Origin of the sequence: Mesorhizobium sp. M8A.F.Ca.ET.161.01.1.1 (assembly GCF_004792105.1) — a bacterium.
GTDB lineage: Bacteria > Pseudomonadota > Alphaproteobacteria > Rhizobiales > Rhizobiaceae > Mesorhizobium.
This window is the reverse complement of the sequence record NZ_SRTD01000161.1, coordinates 1-371: the sequence shown is the minus strand read 5'-3', so window position 1 is coordinate 371 and position 371 is coordinate 1. Positions and strand designations below refer to the sequence as shown.

The window sequence follows — 371 nt, the reverse complement described above, 5'->3', positions numbered from 1 at the left end:
CGCGCTCAGCGCTGCGTCCTCCAGCATGGCGATGTGGAATTCGAGGATATCAGCGGCGTCGCCGTCGGCGGCGTCGACCATGGCGGTGAGCCGGCTCACAGCCTTGCCGATCGCGGCCGCGAGCGCGACCTTCTCTTCCGCTGCGCTTGCTTGGCTTGCATAGACGGCCGACGGCCGGTCGAGGTCGAACAGCGGCCCCTCGGCATAGCCGGCGGAGGCGCAAATGCCTTGCAGCCTAAGCGGTGCGGGCATGGTCCGCGCCTTCGTCGAAGTCGCGCCGCACCAGGTCGACCAGCGCTTCGACGGCATCTTTGGCGCCGTCGCCGCTGGCCCTGATGTGCAGAACCGTGCCTTTCGGCGCCTTGGCCGCC

Annotated in this window: 2 protein-coding genes; both read right to left on the bottom strand. The window is 69.3% G+C overall.

The window, feature by feature from the left end; all coding sequences use genetic code 11:
- Window positions 1-252: phosphoenolpyruvate-utilizing N-terminal domain-containing protein (locus tag EN804_RS35125; protein WP_281407931.1), on the bottom strand; the 252-nt coding region annotated here is incomplete at its 3' end.
- The coding region (locus EN804_RS38900; protein ID WP_348642793.1) for an HPr family phosphocarrier protein at window positions 236-371 on the bottom strand (136 nt) is incomplete at its 5' end. The genes EN804_RS38900 and EN804_RS35125, both read right to left, overlap by 17 nt.